The organism is Phaeacidiphilus oryzae TH49 (assembly GCF_000744815.1).
Classification (GTDB): Bacteria; Actinomycetota; Actinomycetes; order Streptomycetales; family Streptomycetaceae; genus Phaeacidiphilus; species Phaeacidiphilus oryzae.
The window spans coordinates 5,767,289-5,782,225 of the sequence record NZ_JQMQ01000005.1 but is presented as its reverse complement, the minus strand read 5'-3'; the positions used below and the strand labels follow the sequence as shown (position 1 = coordinate 5,782,225).

At 74.3% G+C, this 14,937-nt stretch carries 16 protein-coding genes; 13 read left to right on the top strand and 3 right to left on the bottom strand.

The window, feature by feature from the left end; genetic code table 11:
- Positions 1 to 273: 273 nt before the first annotated feature.
- The 7 genes from BS73_RS29465 to BS73_RS29435 all read left to right on the top strand — a co-directional run bounded on the left by BS73_RS29465 (position 274) and on the right by BS73_RS29435 (position 7,309).
- A complete protein-coding gene (locus tag BS73_RS29465; RefSeq protein ID WP_084704437.1) occupies positions 274 to 1,200 on the top strand; it encodes a formate/nitrite transporter family protein in 927 nt (308 codons plus the stop codon).
- Positions 1,201 to 1,438: 238 nt separating this feature from the next.
- Complete coding sequence (gene ureA / locus BS73_RS29460) at positions 1,439 to 2,302, top strand: urease subunit gamma (RefSeq protein WP_084704436.1); 864 nt, start codon at positions 1,439 to 1,441, stop codon at positions 2,300 to 2,302.
- A gap of 77 nt (positions 2,303 to 2,379) precedes the next feature.
- Complete coding sequence (locus BS73_RS29455) at positions 2,380 to 4,062, top strand: urease subunit alpha (protein WP_037581674.1); 1,683 nt, start codon at positions 2,380 to 2,382, stop codon at positions 4,060 to 4,062.
- Between the two features lie 15 nt (positions 4,063 to 4,077).
- Positions 4,078 to 5,118, top strand: coding sequence for an agmatine deiminase family protein (locus BS73_RS29450; RefSeq protein WP_235215576.1), 1,041 nt, complete (start codon positions 4,078 to 4,080; stop codon positions 5,116 to 5,118).
- A gap of 557 nt (positions 5,119 to 5,675) precedes the next feature.
- The gene (locus tag BS73_RS29445; RefSeq protein ID WP_037577527.1) at positions 5,676 to 6,374 is read left to right on the top strand and encodes a LysE family translocator; all 699 of its coding nucleotides are present in this window, start codon (positions 5,676 to 5,678) and stop codon (positions 6,372 to 6,374) included.
- A gap of 57 nt (positions 6,375 to 6,431) precedes the next feature.
- Positions 6,432 to 6,773 (top strand): hypothetical protein, encoded by a 342-nt coding sequence (locus BS73_RS38965; RefSeq protein ID WP_037577525.1) that lies wholly within the window; start codon positions 6,432 to 6,434, stop codon positions 6,771 to 6,773.
- An 11-nt stretch (positions 6,774 to 6,784) separates the two neighbouring features.
- The gene (locus tag BS73_RS29435; RefSeq protein ID WP_037577523.1) at positions 6,785 to 7,309 is read left to right on the top strand and encodes a GNAT family N-acetyltransferase; all 525 of its coding nucleotides are present in this window, start codon (positions 6,785 to 6,787) and stop codon (positions 7,307 to 7,309) included.
- 16 nt (positions 7,310 to 7,325) lie between these two features.
- Here the strand turns inward: BS73_RS29435 and BS73_RS29430 are convergent, their stop codons facing one another.
- Positions 7,326 to 7,907, bottom strand: coding sequence for a TetR/AcrR family transcriptional regulator (locus tag BS73_RS29430; RefSeq protein ID WP_037577522.1), 582 nt, complete (start codon positions 7,905 to 7,907; stop codon positions 7,326 to 7,328).
- A gap of 86 nt (positions 7,908 to 7,993) precedes the next feature.
- Here BS73_RS29430 and BS73_RS29425 point away from each other — a divergent pair, with 86 nt between their 5' ends.
- The 5 genes from BS73_RS29425 (at position 7,994) to BS73_RS38960 (ending at position 12,666) form a co-directional block, all read left to right on the top strand.
- Positions 7,994 to 8,872 carry an SDR family oxidoreductase gene (locus BS73_RS29425; protein ID WP_037577521.1) on the top strand — a complete coding sequence of 293 codons (879 nt, stop codon included), beginning with the start codon at positions 7,994 to 7,996 and terminating at the stop codon, positions 8,870 to 8,872.
- Between the two features lie 686 nt (positions 8,873 to 9,558).
- Positions 9,559 to 9,948, top strand: a complete 390-nt coding sequence (locus BS73_RS29420; RefSeq protein WP_051941081.1) for a VOC family protein — start codon at positions 9,559 to 9,561, stop codon at positions 9,946 to 9,948.
- Between the two features lie 92 nt (positions 9,949 to 10,040).
- Positions 10,041 to 10,592: a hypothetical protein gene (locus BS73_RS29415; RefSeq protein ID WP_051941594.1), complete on the top strand. Its 552-nt coding sequence runs from the start codon at positions 10,041 to 10,043 to the stop codon at positions 10,590 to 10,592.
- Positions 10,593 to 10,789: 197 nt separating this feature from the next.
- Positions 10,790 to 11,485 carry a hypothetical protein gene (locus BS73_RS29410; protein WP_037577519.1) on the top strand — a complete coding sequence of 232 codons (696 nt, stop codon included), beginning with the start codon at positions 10,790 to 10,792 and terminating at the stop codon, positions 11,483 to 11,485.
- 296 nt (positions 11,486 to 11,781) lie between these two features.
- Positions 11,782 to 12,666 (top strand): GH25 family lysozyme, encoded by an 885-nt coding sequence (locus BS73_RS38960; RefSeq protein WP_063837089.1) that lies wholly within the window; start codon positions 11,782 to 11,784, stop codon positions 12,664 to 12,666.
- Positions 12,667 to 12,701: 35 nt separating this feature from the next.
- Here BS73_RS38960 and BS73_RS29400 read toward each other — a convergent pair whose 3' ends face one another.
- Positions 12,702 to 13,130 (bottom strand): hypothetical protein, encoded by a 429-nt coding sequence (locus BS73_RS29400; protein ID WP_037577517.1) that lies wholly within the window; start codon positions 13,128 to 13,130, stop codon positions 12,702 to 12,704.
- Between the two features lie 145 nt (positions 13,131 to 13,275).
- Positions 13,276 to 13,758: a VOC family protein gene (locus BS73_RS29395; protein WP_037577515.1), complete on the bottom strand. Its 483-nt coding sequence runs from the start codon at positions 13,756 to 13,758 to the stop codon at positions 13,276 to 13,278.
- 321 nt (positions 13,759 to 14,079) lie between these two features.
- Between BS73_RS29395 and BS73_RS29390 the strand changes: the two genes are divergently transcribed.
- Entirely contained in the window at positions 14,080 to 14,508 is a 429-nt protein-coding gene (locus BS73_RS29390; RefSeq protein WP_037577514.1) for a PPOX class F420-dependent oxidoreductase, read from the top strand.
- Positions 14,509 to 14,937: the final 429 nt, after the last annotated feature.

The window sequence follows — 14,937 nt, the reverse complement described above, 5'->3', positions numbered from 1 at the left end:
TGGGCTTTCGAACGCACTCCGCAGTCCCCGCGTCGCGCTGCGCGATCAGCTCGTCGCGGTCCGCCGTCAATTCCTTCGCACTCAGCAATTCGCAGTCGGCTCTTCGCAGTTCCCTCTGCACAGTTCTTTGTCAGCACTTCCGGACCAGCACTTCCGGATCAGCACGCCCGGATCAGCACGCCCGGGTGCGCGGACCGCAGGCCGCAACGCCGCAGCCGGCGCGCTCCGCACCGCCCGCACTTCGCACCGCCGTACTACGCCTGGAGGCTCGTCGTGCCCATCCCCGTACCCGAGGCGCTCCGCGCCCAGGGACTGGCCGCAGAAGAGAAGATCAGCAGTCTGCGCTCGCCCCTGCGCTTCACCGTCAACTCGATGCTCGCCGGCGCCTACGTCGGCGTCGCGGTCGCGCTGATGCTCGCCGTCACCGGCCCGATGCAGGCGGCGCACGCCCCCTACACCAAGCTCGTGCAGGGCCTGGTCTTCGGCATCGCGCTGACCCTGGTGATCTTCGCCGGCTCCGAACTGTCCACCGGCAACATGATGACCATGGTGCAGGGCGTCTCCGCCCGGCGCCGCGGGGTCGGCGGCGGCGTCGCCGTGATCGTCGGCTCCTTCCTCGGCAACCTGGTCGGCTCGATCGGCTTCGCCGCGCTGGTCTACGGCGCCGGAATGCTGGAGATCGGCGCCACCCCGGGCCACCCCGCGCCGGCGGCCGCCCTGCTGGCCGCTCTGATCAAGACCAAGACGGCGGAGTCCGTCGGGGCGCTCTTCTTCCGCGGCGTCCTCTGCAACTTCCTGGTCTGCCTGGCCGTCTGGATGGGCGTCCGGACCAAGTCGGACGGCGCCAAGATGATGCTGATCTTCTGGTGCCTGATGGCCTTCGTCGCCTCCGGCTTCGAGCACGTGGTGGCGAACATGACCACCTTCTCGCTCGGCATGATGGCCGGGGTCAAGGGCGCGACGCTGGGCGCCTTCGCCAAGAACCTCCTCTGGGTCGGCCTCGGCAACCTGGTCGGCGGCGGCCTGCTGGTCGGCGTGAGCTACGGCTTCGTCGGCGCCGGCAAGCCCGCCGAGGGGGAGACCGAGACCGCGACCGCCGGCATCTCGCTGCCCGAGCAGCCGGGTGAGGCGACCGCGACCGAGACCGCGACCCCGACCGCCGTCGCCTCCGCCGAGCCGGAGGCCGCTCCAGCCGACTGAGACCGCCCAGCCCTCTGCAGCCGAAGGGTCCGGAACGCCGCTGCCTCCACCGCGACCGCGGCGCCTCCCGACCCCCGTCCCACCACCGACGCGCGGACCACCCCCGGCCGGACAGCCGGCCGGCGGTCCGCGCGTCGGCCTTTCCGCGCGCCCCGCAGGGGCGACAGTGGACAGGCGGGCCGACTCGGGGTTAGATGCGTTTGAACGCCGTTCAAACTTGCCCGCCCGCGAGGACGCCTTGCCACTCACGCCCACCGAGCAGGACCGACTGCTCCTCTTCACCGCCGCCGAGCTCGCCCGCGCCCGCCGCGCCCGCGGCCTCCGCCTCAACATCCCCGAGGCCACCGCGCTGGTCGCGGACACCGTCTGCGAGGCCGCCCGGGACGGCGCCCGTCTGGCCGAGGCGATCGACGCCGGCCGCAGCGTCCTGGGCCCGCGGGACGTCCTGCCCGGGGTCGCCGACGTGGTGACCACCCTCCAGGTGGAGGCCGTGTTCGAGGACGGCACCCGACTGGCCGTGGTGGACGACCCGTTCCGGGCCGCCGAGCTCGCCGGGGACGCCGGCCGAGCCGGGGAGCCGGTCGGCTACGACCCGGAGGCGCCCGGGGCGATCCTGCCCGCCGCCGGGCACCCGCCCGCGGTGCCGGAGCCGGTGCTCAGCCTGCCGGTGCGCAACACCTCGCCGGTGCCGATCTCGGTCACCTCCCATTTCCACTTCTTCGAGGTCAACCCGCGGCTCGCGTTCGACCGGGACGCCGCGTACGGCACCCGGCTCGCGGTGCCGGCCGGCAGCTCGGTCCGCTTCGACCCGGGGGCGACGGTCCAGGTCGAGCTGGTGCCGATCGGCGGCGAACGGGTCGCCATCGGTTTCGCCGGGCTGGTCGACGGCCCGCTGGACGCCCCCGGCGCCCGCCAGGCGGCGCTCGAGAAGGCCCGCGCCACCGGCTTCCTGACGACCTATCAGGAAGCGTCCGGCACCGCCGACGGCGAGGCCCCCCACCAGGACGCCACGGCCCAGGACGCCGCCGCCCGGGGCGCCACGGCCCAGGACGCCGCCGCCCAGGACGGCGTCCCGAGCGAGCGAGAGGACCAGGCGCGGTGACCGGCACCGGAACCACCCACCACCAGCACCGCCGGGACGCCCGCGCCCACGCCCCCGCCCCCGCCAGGCAGGACGCCCTGGACTACGCCGCCGTCCACGGCCCCCGGGCCGGCGACCGGGTCCGGCTCGGCGACACCGGCCTGATCGTCCGCGTCGAGTCGGACTCCCAGCAGCCCGGCGACGAGTTCCTGGCCGGCTTCGGCAAGACCGCCCGGGACGGCCTCCATCTCAAGGCCGCGGCCGTCCGCGAGACCTGCGACCTGGTGATCTCCAACGTCCTGGTGATCGACGCGGTGCTCGGCGTCCGCAAGACCTCGATCGGCGTCCGGGAGGGCCGGATCGCCGCGATCGGCCGGGCCGGCAACCCGGACACCATGGACGGGGTCGAGGTGGTCGTCGGCACCGGCACCTCGATCGTCTCCGGCGAGGGCCTGATCGCCACCGCGGGCGCCGTGGACACCCACGTCCACCTCCTCTCCCCGCGGATCATGGAGGCCTCGCTGGCCTCCGGGGTGACCACGATCATCGGCCAGGAGTTCGGCCCGGTCTGGGGCGTCGGCGTCAACTCGCCCTGGGCGCTGCGGCACGCCTTCAACGCCTTCGACGCCTGGCCGGTCAACATCGGCTTCCTGGCCCGCGGTTCGTCCAGTGGGGACGCCCCGCTGGTGGAGGCCCTGGCCGAGGGCGGCGCCTGCGGCTTCAAGGTGCACGAGGACATGGGCGCCCACGCCCGCGCCCTGGACACCGCCCTGCGCACCGCCGAGGAGTACGACGTCCAGGTCGCCCTCCACACCGACGGGCTGAACGAGAACCTCTCGGTCGAGGACACCCTCTCCGTGCTGGAGGGCCGCACCGTCCACGCCTTCCACATCGAGGGCTGCGGCGGCGGCCATGTGCCCAACATCCTCCAGTTGGCGGGCATCGAGAACGTCATCGGCTCCTCCACCAACCCCACCCTGCCGTTCGGCCGGGACGCCCTGGGCGAGCACTTCGGGATGATCGTCTCGGCCCACGACCTCAAGCCGGACCTGCCCGGCGACGCCGCCCTCGCCCGCGACCGGATCCGGGCCGGGACGATGGGCGCCGAGGACGTCCTCCACGACCTGGGCGCGATCGGCATCACCTCCTCCGACGCCCAGGGCATGGGCCGGGCCGGCGAGACGGTCCGCCGCACCCTCCAGCTGGCCGGCAAGATGAAGGCCGAACTCGGCCCGCTGGACGGCGAGTTCGGCAGCACGGCCGGCGGGGACGACAACCCCCGGGTGCTCCGCTACATCGCCAAGCTCACCATCAACCCCGCCATCGCCCACGGCCTCGCCCACGAGATCGGCTCCCTCGAACCGGGCAAGCTCGCCGACATCGTCCTCTGGGCCCCGCACAGCTTCGGCGCCAAGCCGCAGCTGGTGCTGAAGGCCGGCTTCCCGGCGTACGGGGTCACCGGGGACCCGAACGCGTCCACCGACCGCTGCGAACCGCTGGTGCTCGGCCCCCAGTTCGGCGCCCACGGGGCGACCGCGGCGGACCTCTCGGTCGCCTTCACCGCGCAGGCCGCGGTCGACGCCGAGGACCGGATGCCCACCCGCCGGCGCCGGGTCGGGGTCCGCGGCACCCGCGGGATCGGCCCGCGCGACATGCTCCGCAACGACCGCCTCGGCGAGGTCCGCGTCGATCCGCGCACCGGTCTGGTGACCCTGGACGGCGACCCGCTGCGTTCGGAGCCCGCCGAATCCGTCTCCCTCTCCCGCCTCTACTTCCTGTAGGACGTGACACCGCCCATGGCCAGCACCGCCCCCGCCTTCACCATGCCCGCCGAGTGGGCGCCGCACGAACGCACCTGGATGGCGTTCCCCTCGGCCAACCCCACCTTCGACGACCCGCAGGGCCTGGACGCCGCCCGCCGCGCCTGGGCGGCGGTCGCCGACACCATCGCCCGCTACGAGCCGGTCACCCTGATCACGGCCGTCGGCGAGTCCGCCCTCGCCCGCGAGTACCTGACGTCCCCTCAGATCACCCTGGCCGAGCGCCCCCTCGACGACGCCTGGATGCGGGACATCGGCCCGACCTTCGTCACCTCCGCCCGGACCGGCCGACTGGCCGCCGTGGACTGGGTCTTCAACGGCTGGGGCGCCCAGTCCTGGGCCACCTGGGAGCACGACCGGCACATCGCGGGCGAGGTGGCCGCACTCGCGGGCGCCGAACGCATCCCCTCCACCCTGGTCAACGAGGGCGGCGGGATCCACGTCGACGGCGAGGGCACCGTCCTCCTCACCGAGACCGTCCAGCTCGACCAGGGGCGCAACCCCGGCCTCGGCAAGGCCGAGGTGGAGGCCGAGATCCACGCCCGCCTGGGCACCCGCAAGGCCCTCTGGCTCCCCCGCGGCCTCACCCGCGACTACGACGAGTACGGCACCCGCGGCCACGTCGACATCGTGGCCTCCTTCCTCCGGCACGGCGTCGTCGCCGTCCACCGCCAACTCGACCCGGCGCACCCGGACTTCGAGCCGACCCGGGAGATCGCCGCCCTTCTCCGCGCCTCGACGGACGCCCACGGCTGCCCCCTGGAGGTCGTCGAGATCCCGGCCCCCCGCACCCTCACCGACCCCGACGGCGCCCCGGTCGACTACTCGTACATCAACCACTACCTCTGCAACGGCGCCGTCGTCCTCTGCGCCTTCGACGACCCCCACGACGAACGGGCCGCCGAGGTCTTCGCCCGCGCCTTCCCCCACCGCAAGGTCGAACTGGTCGACGCCCGCGAGATCTTCGCCAACGGCGGCGGCATCCACTGCATCACCCAACAGCAGCCGGCGGTCTGAACCGCCCGCGGGCGGGAGGCGTGTGACTAGACGAGGGCCGGGGGCCTGACCGGGATGGCTACGCCAAAGGTGGCTCGGCATGGGCACAGCAATCCGTGGGGAACCGACGGACTCCTGGGCTGGGCAGCATCCGAGTCGCCTCCTGTTGCTGGTGTGACGCCTGAGGCGGGGATCCGTGCGGGCGGCCCAGGGGATTCGTTGCCCACTTGTCAGGTCCCGCGCATGATTGCAGCCGACCAATCGACCGCCGACGCCCCCGACACGCGGTACGGGTGGAGAACCCCCCCTTCCCCCGCCCACCCGTACCGCGGCACCACCCCCGGCCGGCCGGTCGCGGGGCCACCGGGCTTCGCGGCGTGATGTCGTGCCCCCCGGCGCAGCACCCGCAGGCGCCAGGCAGGGGCGCGGGGAACTGCGCGGCCAGGCGACTACGGCGCCGCAATCGGGAGCGGCCGGGGGGTTGCAACCCGAACTCCGCTGCCGCGTACGGACCGTAAGCGGCGGGCCGCGCAGTTCCCCGCGCCCCTCTCCGGCGCCTGCGGCGTAGCATGCGTCGCATGCCCTCCCCCGACCGGATACTCGTCTTCGCGGCCGTCTCGGCGCTGCTCATCGTCGTGCCCGGGCCCAGTGTCCTCTTCGTCGTCGGACGCGCCCTCGCCCACGGCCGCCGGACCGCGCTGGCCAGCGTGGCCGGCAACGCCGCAGGCGCGCTGCTGCTGGTGGCCGCCGTGGCGGCGGGCGTCGGCGGCCTCGTCGAACGCTCAGTCGCCGTCTACACGGCGGTGAAGCTGGCCGGGGCCGTGTATCTGATCTGGCTCGGCGTCCGGGCGATCCGGCACCGCGGCTCACTACGGGCCGCGCTCGCCACCCCGGCGACCGCCCCCGCGTCCGCGTCCGCCTCGGCATCGGATTCGGCCTCGGGATCGGCATCGGCATCGGCATCGGGCGTCCTCCGGGCGATGGGCGAGGGCCTGCTGGTCGGGGTCTCCAACCCGAAGACGGTGGTCTTCTTCGCCGCCGTCCTCCCGCAGTTCGTCGACCGCGGGGCCGGGCACACGGTCCTGCAGATGCTGCTGCTCGGGGTGGTCTTCAACCTCATCGCGCTGGTCTCGGACAGCGTCTGGGGCATGGCCGCCGCCGGCGCCCGCGCCTGGTTCGCCCGCTCTCCGCGCCGGATGGCCGCCATCGGCGGCGTCGGCGGACTGACGATGATCGGCCTGGGCGTGACGGTCGCCGTCACCGGCCGCAAGGACTGAGAAGGCCCGAGAAAGACCGAGAAGGACCGAGGGGAAGCGAACCAGGGGAAGCGCTCCATGGGACCCGTACTGCCGTATCTGATCCTCGCCGCCGCCCTCGGCCTCCTCCTCTCCGGCCTGACCTGGGTGAAGTCCTGGGCCCGCCGGAACGGCAGGGTGGGCTCGGGGCTGAGCGGCGCGCTCGCCTCCTACGAGGAGGCGATGCGCACCACCTCGCACGCGGCCCACCACGAGCTCCGCGCCCAGGCCGACCGCATCCTCCAGGCTCCCTCCCCGGATCCGCGCTGGACCCGGCCCGGCGGGAACGGCGGGCCCGTGCCGCCACCGCGGAAGGGCCTGCGGCGGGGTACGAGGCGGAGCCTCCGCAACCGGTTTGCCCAGCGGCGCCGCACCGTCTAGCGTCGCCGCCCATGACGTCGACGATCCTCCGCTCCGAACGCCTGGTGCTGGCGCCCTACGACCCGTCCGACGAGGAGGACTTCGTCGATCTCTTCCAGGACCACCGGGTCTCGCGCTGGATGGGTGACGGGCCGTCCACCGAGGCCGCCGACCGCGCGCTGTTCGGCCGCATCTTCAGCAAGGTCTACGACCAGGACCTCTTCGACGTCTGGGCGGTACGGCAGCCCCACGACTCCCGCTACATCGGCCACGCCGAGGTGAAGCCGACGGCGGTATCCGGGGGCCACGAGATCATCTACATGCTGGCCCACGACGTCTGGGGCGCGGGGCTGGGACGCGAGCTGGCCGGCACCCTCGTCGAGCATGCCTTCGACGCCCTCGGTCTCACCGAGGTGCACGCCACCGTGGCCGCCCCCAACGCCGCGTCGCTGGCGGTGCTGCGCGCCGTCGGCTTCACCAAGGTCCGGGACATAGCCGAGAAGGACGGCAGCACCACCGTCTTCCTGACCCGACGTCAACTCTCGGACGAAGGCTGACGGCTCGGGCCGACCGCTAGTCCGCCGCGCCCAACTCCGCTGCGGCGGTCCGGAGTTCGTCCAGTTCCCGGCGCGCGAGCTCGCCGAAGGACCGCCGCTCGGCGGGCTCGCACCAGCGCGCATAGGCGCTGTGGAACGCCCGCCCCCCGAGCTCCGCCGCCACCGCGGCCACCCGCTCGGGCACCCCGCGCCCGCGCAGCGCCCCGCTCATCGCCTCGACCAGGCTGGCCTGCTTGAAGACGGCGCGCTCCCGCAGTTCCGCGTTGCTCTCCACGACCGCCCGCAGCCGCGGGCCGAACTCCCGCTGCTCGGGCGTGAAGGAGTCGGTCGCCCGGTCGAGCCCGGCGGCGACCGCGGCCAGCGGGTCCGCCCCGTCGGGTGCCCCGGCGATCCCCTCGGCCAGCAGCCGGCCGTGCACCGCCTGGCCGGCGAAGAGCACCTCGCGCTTGTCCGGGAAGTGCCGGAAGAAGGTGGTCTTGGTCAGGCCCGCCCGCTCGGCGATCTGGGCGACCGCCGTGCCGTCGTAGCCCTGCTCCGCGAAGAGGTCGATCGCGGCGACCACCAGCCGCTCCCGCGCATTGGGTTCCCATCGAGCCATGACCCCACCCTATGTGATGTTACTCGGTACCGTCACTCTGCTATGGTGATGTTACCAAGTCACATCACTGTGTGCAGGGAGCTGACATGCGCGTTTTCGTCACTGGTGCCGGCGGCCACATCGCCTCGGCCGTGATCCCCGAACTCCTCCAGGCCGGCCACCAGGTCGTCGGCCTGGTCCGCTCCGACGCGTCGGCCGCCGCCGTCCAGGCCCTGGGCGCGGAGGTGCGCCGCGGCGACCTGGCCGATCTGGACGGCCTCCACCGGGCCGCGACCGAGGCGGACGCCGTCATCCACCTCGCCTTCGACCACGACTCCATCGCCGTGGGACGGTTCGCCGACGCCGTCGCCGCCGACCTGACCGTGGTGCGGACCTTCGGTGAGGCCCTGGCCGGCACCGGAAAGGCCCTCTTCGGCATCGGCCTGACCCCCACCGGGGACCCGGAGCGGGACGCGACGATCGAGGCCAACCCCCGGGTGGCCGTCTCCCGGGAGATCGCCGGCTTCGCCGAGCGCGGGGTCCGCAGCATCCTGGTCGGGGTGCCGCCGGTCACCCACAGCTCGCGGGACCGGCACGGCTTCGTCCCGCGGCTGATCGCCTTCGCCCGCGAGAGCGGCGTCTCCGGCTACCTCGGCGAGGGCGCCAACCGCTGGCCGGCCGTCCACACCCTGGACCTCGCCCGGCTCTACCGGCTCGCCCTGGAGAAGGCCCCGGCCGGAGCGCGGCTGTACGGGGCCGCCGAGGAGGGGATCCCGGTCCGCGAGATCGCCGAGGCCATCGCCGACCGCCTGGGCATCCCGGCCAAGAGCATCCCGGACGAGGAGGCCGCGGAGCACTTCCACGGCTTCCCCTTCATAGGCATGGACATCACCATGCCCATCGAGCCGACCCGCGAGCTGCTGGGCTGGTCGCCGACCCACCCGACGCTCCTCGCCGACCTCGCCGGCAAGCACTACTTCAGCTGACCGACCGCCGGCCCCGCTCCGATCGCCGGCCCCACCCGGCCCGCAGGCCCTGCCCGGCCCGGCAGCCCCGCCCGGATCGCCGGCCCCGCCACCGCCGTCAGCCCCGCCCGGAGCAGATGACCACGGCCGGGCCCACGGCGCTCGGGCCCCACCGGCCCGGGAACCTCCGGCCCCTCGGAGCACGGGCCCCACCGGGACCGGCAACCTCCGGCCCCTCGGAGCACGGGCCCCACCGGGACCGGCAACCTCCGGCCCCTCGCGGCGCGCGCCCCACCGGGACCGGCAACCTCCGGCCCCTCGCGGCGCGCGCCCCACCGGGACCGGCAACCTCCGGCCCCTCGCGGCGCGCGCCCCACCGGGACCGGCCCGGCGGCGCAGCACCGCCCGCCGCCCGCGCGACGCCCGGGCGGCGGGCGGAGCCCCGCGGGCTCGTACAGCGAACGCGCGCGCCAATCCCCGGACCTGACGTCGAGCCAGACCGGCCGGGGGGCCCGCGCGTCCGACCACCGCGCGCAGCAGCGCCGCCACGGCACGCCGCCCGGGCCCGTCTCGCCCAGGAAGGGCGACGTCGCGGAATCGCTTACCCCGCACGGGAGTTGGCGGAGCCGCCTCGGCCCGGCCGGAGGCGGCGGGCGCGGCGCTACGCGAGGATAGGCGGGCCGCTCCGCCCTGCGTACTGTGGTGCCATGTCCGGATACCTGCAGTGCGTGGCATTGGACTGTCCCGATCCGGCCGCCCTGGCCGGGTTCTACCGGGAACTGCTCGGCGGGGAGGTCAACCGCCCCGATCCGCGCTGGCAGACCGACGCGGGCTGGGTCACCCTCCACACCGAGCGCGGCGCCGTGCTCGCCTTCCAGCGGGCCTCCGGCTACCGGCCGCCGACCTGGCCGTGCCAGGACCGGCCGCAGCAGGCCCATATCGACATCGGGGTGACCGACCTCGACGCCGCCGAGAAGGCCGCGATCGCCTCCGGCGCCCGGCTGCTCGACCCGGGCCCGCCGGGCCGCGACTTCCGGGTCTACGCCGACCCGGTGGGCCACCCGTTCTGCCTGGTGGAGGAGCCCGCGGCCGGTTAGCCGGGAGACGGGCCGGACACCAGGTGTGAGCCGTGCCGGAACGGGCATCACCACCGCGACCTCGTTCGGTGCACGTCAGGGACCGGTGGCTGATGGACGGTCAGACCCCTTTGCTGGGCGACTACTTCGTGGTGAGCGGCGCGGGCACGATCGGACGGCTGATCTCCGTCGGAGAGTGGCTCAACGGCGACGGCTTCGGCCCCTGGGACCACGCCGGGGTGTACGTCGGGAACGGCCAGGTGGTCGAGGCCGAGCCGCACGGCGCCCGGCTCGCCCCGGCCGACGAGTACGCGGACCGGGCGATCGTCTGGTCCACCGGCGGCTTCGACCTGACGGAGGCCCAGCGCGCCGCGATAGCCGACGCGGCCCGCGGCTTCCTCGGCGTCCCGTACAGCTTCCTGGACTACCTGGCCATCGCCGCCCACCGCTTCCACCTGCCCGGCGGCCCCTTCCTGCGGCACTACGTGGCCACCACCAAACACATGATCTGCAGTCAACTGGTGGACGCCTCCTATGAGAAGGCCGGCGTCCACCTCTTCGACGACCACCGGTGGCCCGGCTACGTCACCCCCGCCGACCTCCACCGTCTCGCGGTCGCGCCGCCGGACCGCCCGCGCAGCACCGCCGGCACGGACGCCGTCTGACCTGCGGGCCGCGCCCTCCCCCGGGCCGACGGCCGAAGGCGACGCGGGCCCTCCTCCCCGTCGCCCCTCCCGCCTCGCCGGCTCGCCGCCCCGCGCGCCGAGCACCCCGGCGCACCCGGTGCCCCGGGCACTCACTCGACCGGGTGAGGGTGTCCGCGGGCGCGTTGCCGGGCGGGGGCGGGGGCCGTTGGCAGGGGGTGAATGCGAACCTGCCGACAAGCGCGCTTCCATCCACGGCGCCCGGTAAGGGCAGACGGCGCCGCGTCGAACCACCGCGCCCGTTCTCCTCCGCGGCGTACTCCGCCGAGCGTGAGCGCCGCGAAGAAACGATCCTCTCTGCGCCGGCCGAGGGCGTCGGGCCCGCCGGCCCCGACCGTCCGCCCGGCCCGCTCGGCTACTTCGGGGAGGAGCCGATCTTCGCCGAGCTCGCCGCGGCCTGGGCCGAGGCCGGGCGCTGCGTCCCCGGCCGGCGGGAACAGGACGAGGAGTGGGCGCGCCTGACCAGCAGGCCGTACTTCGCCCCCAAGGTCCCGCCGATCCCGAGGGCACAGGCGCGGCCGGCGGCCCCCGCGCCCCCTGCGGCGTTCGGGCCACCGATCATCCCGACCGGGTGGACGTCCGCCGGGCCGACGGCGACCGCGTCCTCGGCACCCCCCGCGCAGGCGTTCGCCGCGCCTCGGCCCCCGGCCGTGCCGCGGATGCCCGGCCCCGGCCCCGGGCTGCCCCGCCGCCGCCCGTATCCGCCCGCACGGGACGCGACCATCGCCTTCGGCCTGGGAAACGCCTTCGGCCCGGCGCTCGGCCCCACCCTCGGCCCCGCCCCCGTCTCCTCCGCCGCCCCCACCGATCCACCCACCGGCGACGGCACCAGCACCGGCGCCTGCCTCGGCTGACCGCACGCCGCCACCCGGCGCAGAGCGCACGCCGCCCGGCGCACGGCGCTCGCCGCACGCCGCCACCCTGCGCAGAGCGCACGCAGCACGCCGCCCGGCGCACGGCGCTCGCCACCCGGCGCACGTATGTGGATCCGGTGTTCGTGATTCCGCCCGATCCGGTGAACACCGCAACGCTGCCCCCCGCACCCTCGCCTCCCCCGGGAGAATCACCCGTGCAGAACCGGCGAATCCCGACATTCGCCACGAGCGGCACGCGCTCCGCAGCATCCACTTCGGGGACAGGGGGAACAGACATGGCGGTCTACGGGCAGGACTGGTCCGCGAACCAGCCGGCCAAGCCCAGCACCACAGGGCTCTCCTTCGCCATCGTCAAGGCGACCGAGGGCCACACCTACACCAGCCCGGTACAGGTGGAACAGGCCGCGCACGCCCGCGCCGCGGGACTGGTCGTCGGCTTCTACCACTTCCTGTGGCCGGGGAACATCGAGACCCAGGCCGAGTACTTCGTCACCCAGTGCGCCAGCGTCGAGGGCGACCTGCTGGCCTGCGACTGGGAGATCACCACCGACGGCACGGCCGCCACCGGAGCGGAGAAGGACGCCTTCCTCGCCGCGGTCCGGCGCCTGCGCCCGCAGCACAAGGTGCTCCTCTACTGCAACCGCTCGTTCTGGCTGGACCGCGACACCACCTCGGACTGCGGCGACGGCCTGTGGATCGCCGATCCCAGCTCCCCCGCCGGCCACCCGGCTGTCAAGCACGCCTGGACGATCCACCAGTACTCGGAGGCCGGCGGCATCGACCGCGATCTGGCGAACTTCTCCACCGAGGCCGGCCTGCGCTCCTGGGCCCGCGCGCGCCTCTCGAACACCGCCAGGAGCACCATCCCGCAGCCCTCCTCCGAGCCGACCCCGGCACGCCCGCCGGAGCAGCCACCGGCGGAGACCCCGGCCCCGGCCCCTGCCCCGGAACCCGCCCCCGCGCAGGGCGCGCAGCACTCGGTGCTCGGCGCGGTCAAGCGCGGAGTGGAGGACGTGGTGCACACCGTGGAGGCGGAGGTCTCCAGCCTCCTCCACCGCGAGCCCAAGTCCGGGCCGGGACCCAGGCCCCAGTCGGCGCCGGCGCCGACGCCGGAGGAGCGGGGCGACGGAGCCGATTCCACCGACGGCTCGAACACCTGACGGCCCCCTGCCGATCTCCCCTCCCCCTCCCTCCCTCACACCCCGCCGGCACCCGCCGCGCCCCCGCCGCCGTCCCGTTCCGGCGGCAGGCGGTGGGTGCCCCAGCGGGCCGCGGCGAGGGCGTCGTCCACCGCCCACACCTGGCGTTCGAGTCGCGACAGCCGGTCGGCCTCCTCGGCCAGCGGCTCCAACACCCGGTCGATCAGGGCGAGTTCGAGGCCGAGCGCCGGTCCGGCCAGGGAGGCCAGCCGAATCCGCGCGGTGGCGTGGGACTCCCGTACCCCCTGGATCTGCCCGTACAGATGATGTCGGCCGAGCCAGGCGGTGAGCACGGGCGAGCCGCCGAGATACGGGTCGGCGGTGAGGTAGGGGGGCAGTTGCCGCCCGAGCCACTCGGCTGCCGCCTCCTGCCAGCCGGGGCTGTCGGGGGTGGGGATGTCTTCCGGCCACAGACTTTCGCTCACATGTTCGATACTACGTCCGAATGCGCCCCGAGGACCACCCCCTATACCACGCTCCACTGACAGCCGACCCCCGCGCCCGAAGCGGGGCGCGGGGGTCGGGAGGGAGGGGTCGGTGGCACGGCGGCCCCGGTACGCGGAGGCCGTTTCAGCCCGCGTCGGCGGCCGCGCGCATCGCCCCGATGTCGATCTTCTTCATGCCGAGCATCGCCTGGGTGGCGCGCTGGGCGCGGCCCGGATCCGGGTCGGCGACCAGGGTGCGCAGCTCGTGCGGCACGATCTGCCAGGAGAGGCCGTACCTGTCGGTGAGCCAGCCGCAGGGGCCCTCCTGGCCGCCGTCCGCGGTCAACGCCGCCCAGTAGCGGTCCACCTCGACCTGGTCGGCGCAGTCGACGACGAACGAGACCGCCGGGCTGAAGGTGTGGTGCGGGCCTCCGTTGAGCGCGGTGAACGTGATCCCGGCGGCCTCGAAGGTCACGGTCATCACCGAGCCCGGCTTGCCGGGCCCGCTGTCCGAGTAGCGGGTGCTGCCGAGCACCCGGCCGTCCGGGAAGACGGAGGTGTAGAACTCGGCGGCCTCCTCCGCCTGGTCGTCGAACCACAGGAACGGGGTGATCTTCTGCTGCGCCATCAGCGGTACTCCTCGATGGGTGGAGCGGCGGCTTCTCAGAAGTGGGGACTCCGCGGTGACCGCGAGTTCATCGCCGGCGACCGGAAGCGAAGATTCCAAGCCGTTATCTGACCGCGTGCACTCATAGTGTCCGGTACGTGAAAGAATCGCAGGAACGGGAGGAGAGGGCGACCGGACCGGTGGGGACCGGTTCCAGGTCGGCGTCTCAACGAAGGCGGGCAGGTTGCCCCACCTGCCCGCCTGTTCTCTCCCCCGCGGACTCCCCGGTTCCCCTTGCCCGCCCTTGACCTCAAGTGCGGTTGAAGTCCTAGCGTGCGAGGCATGGACACCGAGACTCCCTTCAACGCCGCCGAGAGGGCCTACCTCCGCGGCCAGTCGCTCGGACGGCTCGCCACCACAGGACCGGACGGCGGCCCCCAGGTCCGCCCGGTCGGCTTCCGGCTCAACGAGGACGGCACCATCGACATCGGCGGCCCGCGCCTCAGCGGCAGTCAGAAGTTCCGCAACGCCGCCGAACGCCCGCAGGTCTCCTTCGTGGTGGACGACATGACCCCGGCGGACGACGAGGAGGCGGTCGCCCCCGGCCGGGGGCGCGGGGTCGAGATCAGGGGCGTGGCCGAGGTGCTGCGCGATGTCGACCCGCCGCTGGCCCCGGACTTCTTCAGCCGCGAGGTGATCAGAGTCCATCCGCGCCGAATCATCTCCTGGCATCTGGAGCCGGAAGGCGGTCGGTCACGATCGGTGGCGTGAACCGACCGTCCGCCAACTGGACTGCACCGCAAGGGGACGGGCAGCATGGACCCCTCAGACTCGGTGACGGGGTGCGGGAGGCACGACGGACGCGACGGACGCGGAGACCACGGCCGACACGGCGAACCCGGAGCCCGCGCAGGACGACGGGGCCGGGCCGCGGGACGAGGGGGAGCCCGCGGGCCACCGGGACGACACCGCCGACACCGCCGGCGACGCCGCGAGCAGCGGGAGAGGGGGCGCGGCCATGTGCGGGATGTGCGGCTCGACCAACGGCCGTCGACTGAACAACGGCAACTGGCTCTGCCAGGACTGCGGCGGGGTGACCGCGGGGTGAGCGCGCCCGCCGGCGGGTCCCGGCCGCGGCACCCGGTGCGCTGCCCCGGCTGCGGCCGCGCGACCTCGGACGGCCCGGCCTACCTGCTGCTC

Excerpts from the sequence above, each read along its gene's own strand:
- BS73_RS29435 (WP_037577523.1), top strand. The coding sequence starts at position 6,785 with ATGACGTCGACGATCCTCCGCTCCGAACGCCTGGTGCTGGCGCCCTAC.
- BS73_RS38965 (WP_037577525.1), top strand. The coding sequence starts at position 6,432 with ATGGGACCCGTACTGCCGTATCTGATCCTCGCCGCCGCCCTCGGCCTC.
- BS73_RS38960 (WP_063837089.1), top strand. The coding sequence starts at position 11,782 with ATGGCGGTCTACGGGCAGGACTGGTCCGCGAACCAGCCGGCCAAGCCC.
- BS73_RS29420 (WP_051941081.1), top strand. The coding sequence starts at position 9,559 with ATGTCCGGATACCTGCAGTGCGTGGCATTGGACTGTCCCGATCCGGCC.
- BS73_RS29430 (WP_037577522.1), bottom strand. The coding sequence starts at position 7,907 with ATGGCTCGATGGGAACCCAATGCGCGGGAGCGGCTGGTGGTCGCCGCG.
- BS73_RS29395 (WP_037577515.1), bottom strand. The coding sequence starts at position 13,758 with ATGGCGCAGCAGAAGATCACCCCGTTCCTGTGGTTCGACGACCAGGCG.
- BS73_RS29450 (WP_235215576.1), top strand. The coding sequence starts at position 4,078 with ATGGCCAGCACCGCCCCCGCCTTCACCATGCCCGCCGAGTGGGCGCCG.
- BS73_RS29425 (WP_037577521.1), top strand. The coding sequence starts at position 7,994 with ATGCGCGTTTTCGTCACTGGTGCCGGCGGCCACATCGCCTCGGCCGTG.
- BS73_RS29445 (WP_037577527.1), top strand. The coding sequence starts at position 5,676 with ATGCCCTCCCCCGACCGGATACTCGTCTTCGCGGCCGTCTCGGCGCTG.
- BS73_RS29390 (WP_037577514.1), top strand. The coding sequence starts at position 14,080 with ATGGACACCGAGACTCCCTTCAACGCCGCCGAGAGGGCCTACCTCCGC.
- BS73_RS29415 (WP_051941594.1), top strand. The coding sequence starts at position 10,041 with ATGGACGGTCAGACCCCTTTGCTGGGCGACTACTTCGTGGTGAGCGGC.